Genomic DNA, 5,646 nt, shown 5'->3' on the forward strand with positions numbered 1-5,646 from the left:
TGCCACTGAGATACAAATTGAGATCAAAGAGGCTGGGCGGACGCTTATCCAAGTAATAGATAATGGCAAAGGGATGGCACCGATAGATGCACGAATGGCCTTTGAGCGACATGCCACGAGCAAAATACGCAAAGCCGACGACCTCTTTGCCCTCACCACGATGGGCTTTAGAGGTGAAGCTCTTCCCTCAATTGCAGCGGTATCGCATGTGGTACTACAAACCCGCACCGAAGACTCTGAGCAAGGGATACGGATAGAGCTAGAGGGCTCTAAAGTGGTGAGTAGCGAGCCGGTAGTCTGCTCTGTAGGTGCCAACTTTGCCATAAAGCACCTATTCTTTAATGTACCAGCCCGCCGAAAGTTTCTTAAAACTGACGAAACGGAGTTCCGACACATCATCAATGAGGTGCAGAATATCGCAGCAGTGAGGCCGCGCATTGCCTTTACTCTTCGGCACAATGAGACGATTACCTTACGCCTCGACCCTACTTCTCCAAAGCAACGGATCATTGATATCTTTGGTAAAAGGCTACAGGATAATTTGCTCACCATTGATATGGAGACGCCACTCGTACAAATCAGAGGTTTTGTCACAAAGAATACTGCAGGGCGTAAAAGAGGGGCACAGCAATACTTCTTTGTCAATGAGCGATACATGAAGCACCCCTACTTCCATCGGATGGTGCTCAATGCGTATGGAGGCCTAATGCCCGAGGGAGAGAGCCCCGAATACTTCATTTTCCTCACGGTAGATCCCGCCTCCATTGATGTCAATATTTCCCCGACCAAGACAGAGATCAAGTTTGAGGCAGAGACAGATATCGCCTCCATCCTCTACTCCTCCATCCGTGAAGTACTGATGATGGGCGCAGCAGTACCTTCACTAGACTTCGACACACATAATCCTCTGGATATTCCTGTAGCAAAACAACGGAATGATAGCGACTTCTTCCCCGAGCCCCCTACCATCTCACCAGAGGTAGAGGTGTCGAGCAAGATGAATAGCAGAGGCGATACGGCACAAAATATACAGCTCCTAGAAAGCGACTTCAAGATGCCCGACCTATCGGATTGGGATAAGTTTTATGAAGAGTTTGAGTCCCAACGATTGCACACTAAGTCACAAGCACCTCATCAAAACCCGCTGATCACTGCACCTACCGAGGAGAGTACTACCTCCATTGAGGTGCCTAGACCAATGATCTATGGCAAGTATGCGCTATTTAGTCACCCTATGGGCTTAGCCATTGCCGATCTCTCACGGGTGCGCTACAAGATATATTATGAGCAGGTCAAGAGAGGCTACAAAGCTGGCGGAGCTACGTCACAGCGACTGCTATTCCCATCACTGATAGAACTAAGTGCCAAGGAGACCGACCTCCTCAAAAAACATCAAGAGCTTCTCGCACGCATTGGCTTTGACATCTCCGATATGGGGCAAAATGCCTTTACTATCAACGCGATCCCCGATGGCATCTCGGCTGGAAGTGAAGAGCTACTACTCATACAGTTACTCACAGAGTGTAGCGGTGGCAGTAAAGGACAAGAGGAAAACATCCTCGAGGCACTACTCCGACAGCTCATTCACTTTAGGGTAGAGCAAAGCCCCTCCAAGTTTACTCCTGAAGAGGCTCAAGAGCTAATCACACAACTTATGGAGCTGCCCGAGCACCTCGTCACTCCCGAAGGAAAAACCATCATCTCCATCCTCACCCACAAGGAACTAGAGCAGCGCTTCTAAGTCAGCTAATAAATAGAGTACGCCTCGGAATCGGTATTAATTGATTCCGAGGCGTACTCTATTTAATGACTAGTTATTTCTTCTTTTGCTGCTCACGGAGCATCTGCTCCTGTTGCTTCTGCATCTCCTCTAGGCGAGCCACCCACTTGGACTTCTTCTTAGGCTTCTTCTTATTAGCCTCTAGCTCAGCCAGTAGCTTCTCATCATTAGTGGTCCACTTAAATATCTGCGTCTGCAGTATCGAAATCAGCATCGATAGTAGCAGGTAGTAACTAAGTGCCGCCGCATTTTCATTGAGGAAGAAAAAGAGCATAATACCCATAATCCACGGCATCAACTTCATTCCTGGCATACTCTGACCCGAAGCTCGCTGCGTCATATTCATATAGAATATCTGCACCACCGTCATGATCAAGCAGAATAAGCTCAAGTGGTCCCCAATCAAAGGCACATTAAAGCCCCAGCTCAGCACATCATCGTACGTCGAGAGGTCATTAGCCCAAAGGAAGCTCTGCCCCCTCAGGTTGATACTCGTAGGGAAGTACTGGTACATCGCCATCAAGATAGGCATCTGCAGAAGCATAGGCAAGCAACCGCCCATACTGCTCACCCCCACCTTTCGGTAGAGTGCCATCGTCTCCTGCTGTCGCTTCATCATATTCTCCTCACCAGGGTACTTCTCATTGATCGCATCCACCTGCGGACGTAGCACCCTCATCTTGGCTTGAGATTGGTAGCTCTTGTAGGTAAAGGGAAGCACCAATAGCTTAATAAAGATAGTGAGTAACAAGATGATAAGACCATAGCTGCTGATAAACTTCTCTAGGAAGTTAAAGACCGGCTGAATAATCCAGATATTGATAAATCTAAACCATCCACCCATCTCCACCACCTTAGAGAGGTGCGTCTCACCGCCCAACGTCTCATCCAGCCCCTTCAGCAGGTTGTAGTCATTAGGTCCCACATAGATCTTCATCGAAATACCCTCATTTCCTACTGGGATCACATACTTCGCCTCCATCTGCTTTAGGATACCACTGCCTTCTTTCGCATCCTTTACATCGCTAATGAGCTCCACCGACTCCAGACCATTCGGACTGTAGAAGATCGTGGAGAAAAACATATCTCTAAAGGCAACCCACTTAGCACGCCCACTGATATTCTCCTCCACACTCTTAGAGGTGCTCAGCTTCTCCACACTGCCCGATGCCGTCTCGTACGAGATACCAGAGTACCGCTGCTCCGTCTTTGCTGCCTTTTCATTTTGGTAAATAGGCATCTTCATCATCGCATCTAGGTAAGGGGCATTCGGAGCCACCACTTGGTCAAAACCGTTACTCTCAATCTGCACATCAAGGAGATAGTTCGGCTCTAGGGTATAGACAAAGCTCAGCGTTGCCCCACCCTCACTATGGAGCGTCATGCGCAATCGGTTCGGTCCAATCTGCTCAGGCTCAAAATAGAGATCCTTGGTACTTACTACCCGATTGGTACGGGTAATAAAGCTAAAACCAAACGACGCCTCCTCGGGACGAATCAACCGAATAGGCTGCTTCTGAAAATCGGTGTAGGTCTTCAGCTCACTACCCACCAAAAAACCGCCCTTCGTACTAAAATGGTAGGCAACACTATCATTTTCCAGCACAAAAGTCTGCTCCTCGCCAGTAGTAGCAGTAGCTAGCTCACCATAGCTCATCTTCGCCTTGGCCAGTAAGAGAGAATCCCTCTCCTCCTCCGTAAGCCCAGCAACCTCTAGCTCATCACTCTCCACAGGCTTGGCAATAAGAGCCTCTGCCGCCTCCATCTCTGCCTGATGCACGGCAGCAATGGAGTCATTGTATCTACGCTGTGCCTCTATTTCCGCCTGTGATGGCCGTCCTAAATAGGAGAAAACCACCAAGACCAATCCCATCAGCACAATCGCTGCAATCGTATTTTTATCCATCAATAAAACTTATTTACTTCTATTCTCGGCATGCTTAATCGCTGCTCTCATAAACGACATAAATAGTGGGTGCGGATTGAGTAGCGTACTAGAGTACTCAGGGTGAAATTGCACCCCGATAAACCAATCCAGGTCGGGACGCTCCACCACTTCTACCAGCCCAGTGTCACTATTCTTACCCGATAGCACATAGCCAGCCTGCTCAAATGGCTCCTCATACTTATTATTGAATTCGTAGCGGTGCCTATGGCGCTCGCTGATCTCCTGCTTACCATACGCCTCTGCCACCTTGCTCCCCTTCTTCAGATGGCACTCATACGCCCCCAGACGCATTGTACCCCCAAGGTTCACCACCGACTTCTGCTCATCCATTAGGTCAATCACAGGGTGGGCAGTATTGGGCTCCATCTCCGCCGAATTGGCATCCTCCAATCCCAGCACATTTCGAGCCCCCTCTACCACCATCATCTGCATTCCTAGGCAGATGCCAAAGGTAGGCATATTATGCTCTCTACAATAGCGGATGGCTACCAGCTTGCCCTCCGTACCTCTCGCTCCAAAGCCAGGGGCAATGATCACCCCATCCACCTTAGAGAGCTGCTCCGCCACAGTTTCCTCCGTCAGTGTTTCAGACTGCACATGCACTAGGTTCAGCTTCCGACCATTGTAGATCGCCGACTGCTGAAGCGATTCATCGATCGATTTATAAGCATCCTGTAGCTCCACATACTTACCTACTAGAGCAATATTGATGTGCTCCTTCGCTTTATTCATCAGGTCAATAAAGGCACGCCACTCCTTCATCTCAGGCTTAGGCCCCACTTCCATGCCAAACTTCCGGAGCAATACCTCATCAGCGCCCTGCTCCTGCATCACTAGAGGCACTTCGTAGATCGAAGGCACATCGTAGCTCTGTACCACCGCACGCTTAGGCACATTACAGAAGAGCGCCACCTTATTCAGAATGCCCTCATCCAACTTCATCTCCGTCCGGAGCACAAGCATATCGGGCTGAATACCCTCCTCCTGTAGCTGTTTTACCGAGTGCTGAGTTGGTTTGGTCTTCACCTCGCCCGCCGCCTTGATATAGGGCACGTAGGTGAGGTGCACCACCATACACTTATCCTCCAGCTCCCACTTCAGTTGTCGCACACTCTCCAGGAAAGGCAAGCTCTCGATATCCCCCACCGTACCACCTATCTCAGTGATCACAAAGTCATACTTCCCGGTCAGACCGAGTCGCTTCACATTACGCTTAATCTCATCGGTGATATGAGGGACCACCTGCACCGTCTTCCCTAGAAAGTCACCCCGACGCTCCCGCTGAATCACATTCTGATAGATTCTACCCGAAGTGACATTATTGTCTCGAGAAGTACGAATATCTAGGAAGCGCTCGTAATGCCCAAGGTCCAGGTCAGCCTCATGACCATCCTCAGCCACATAGCACTCACCATGCTCGTAGGGGTTGAGCGTGCCAGGGTCCACATTGATATAGGGGTCGAACTTCTGGATCGTTACACTATAACCACGGCTCTGCAAGAGCTTCCCAAGCGAAGCCGCCACAATACCCTTCCCAAGCGAAGAGACCACACCACCTGTCACAAATATATACCTCGCATCACGCTTCATCATCTCACTAGAGACCTCCTATCTCTCTATTACTTTTGGTAAAAACAAAAAAAGGGAAGCAGGAGGAGCTGATGCCCCCTACTCCATCAGGTGCAAAGGTAATGAAAAAATAGCGAACCTCTGAAAGATAACACAACACGATGCAGGGGTAGTGCACCCCCACACGGAGTGATGGAGTTGGTGAAAAGGCTCTTACACCCACTAAGCCAATGTTGTGCCAACATCGTTCATTTCAAAACGCCAAAGACTTATCTACAATTTTAACCCCTTGAGGCGTGTAGTATTTCCACAAGCCCACCTCCTCTCCTTCAGCTTCTACATCATCTCC

At 49.3% G+C, this 5,646-nt stretch carries 3 protein-coding genes; 1 reads left to right on the top strand and 2 read right to left on the bottom strand.

What is annotated here, in order from left to right:
* Positions 1-1,741 (top strand): DNA mismatch repair endonuclease MutL (gene mutL / locus QVO39_RS08640; RefSeq protein WP_288171961.1); only part of this gene is annotated, 1,741 nt, incomplete at its 5' end.
* A 73-nt stretch (positions 1,742-1,814) separates the two neighbouring features.
* On the opposite strand, the gene yidC is transcribed toward mutL, so the two are convergent.
* Both yidC and pyrG read right to left on the bottom strand, forming a co-directional pair.
* On the bottom strand, positions 1,815-3,686 hold the full coding sequence (gene yidC, locus QVO39_RS08645) for a membrane protein insertase YidC (protein WP_021903829.1): 1,872 nt from the start codon (positions 3,684-3,686) through the stop codon (positions 1,815-1,817).
* Between the two features lie 9 nt (positions 3,687-3,695).
* Positions 3,696-5,321 carry a CTP synthase gene (pyrG, locus tag QVO39_RS08650; RefSeq protein ID WP_018027559.1) on the bottom strand — a complete coding sequence of 542 codons (1,626 nt, stop codon included), beginning with the start codon at positions 5,319-5,321 and terminating at the stop codon, positions 3,696-3,698.
* Between the last annotated feature and the right edge of the window lie 325 nt (positions 5,322-5,646).

Origin of the sequence: Porphyromonas sp. CAG:1061, assembly GCF_000435035.1 — a bacterium.
GTDB classification, from domain to species: domain Bacteria; phylum Bacteroidota; class Bacteroidia; order Bacteroidales; family Porphyromonadaceae; genus Porphyromonas_A; species Porphyromonas_A somerae.

Bases quoted from the DNA above. Each gene is read 5' to 3' on its own strand.
- yidC (WP_021903829.1), bottom strand. From the start codon at position 3,686: ATGGATAAAAATACGATTGCAGCGATTGTGCTGATGGGATTGGTCTTG.
- pyrG (WP_018027559.1), bottom strand. From the start codon at position 5,321: ATGATGAAGCGTGATGCGAGGTATATATTTGTGACAGGTGGTGTGGTC.